The sequence below is a fragment of the Alcanivorax sp. 24 genome (assembly GCF_004360225.1).
Taxonomy (GTDB): domain Bacteria; phylum Pseudomonadota; class Gammaproteobacteria; order Pseudomonadales; family Alcanivoracaceae; genus Alloalcanivorax; species Alloalcanivorax xiamenensis.
On the sequence record NZ_SNUA01000075.1, the window covers coordinates 1 to 480 of the forward strand.

Consider the following 480-nt stretch of genomic DNA (forward strand, 5'->3'; position numbering starts at 1 on the left):
AAATAAGGCCATCGCAGTTACGGCTAATTAAAAATTCAATCCCTTGTTTTTCGCGTTCTTCATCACTATGACCCGCAGCAATAATCAGGTGTTTGCCTTGGTTACGAAAGGTATTTTCAATGCCGCTCATCATAGGCCCGTAAAACGGACCCTGTAATTCAGAGACCAGTAGGCCAACACTGTTCGAGCAATTTGATGCCAATGACTGAGCAATTGAGTTAGGTCGATAGCCAAGTTCATCCATTGCGGCAGTGACTTTTTTACGTGTTGCATCACTGACATTTGCATTGTTGTTCATTACTCGTGAAACGGTTGCAAGAGAAACACCTGCAAGTTTCGACACCTCGTAAATGGTGGCCATGTTATTCCTTTTTAAACAAAATTATGGATGCTGCTTTGACGATAAATCGGCACTGAACTGCTCAACCGTTTGGTTATCCAGAATATACCTTTTCATTATGAAAGCGACAAGCATACTAC

1 protein-coding gene is annotated in these 480 nt (G+C 41.9%); it reads right to left on the bottom strand.

Annotated features, from left to right (window positions below):
* Positions 1 to 361: LacI family DNA-binding transcriptional regulator (locus E0L37_RS21330; protein WP_133493633.1), on the bottom strand; the 361-nt coding region annotated here is incomplete at its 3' end.
* Positions 362 to 480: the final 119 nt, after the last annotated feature.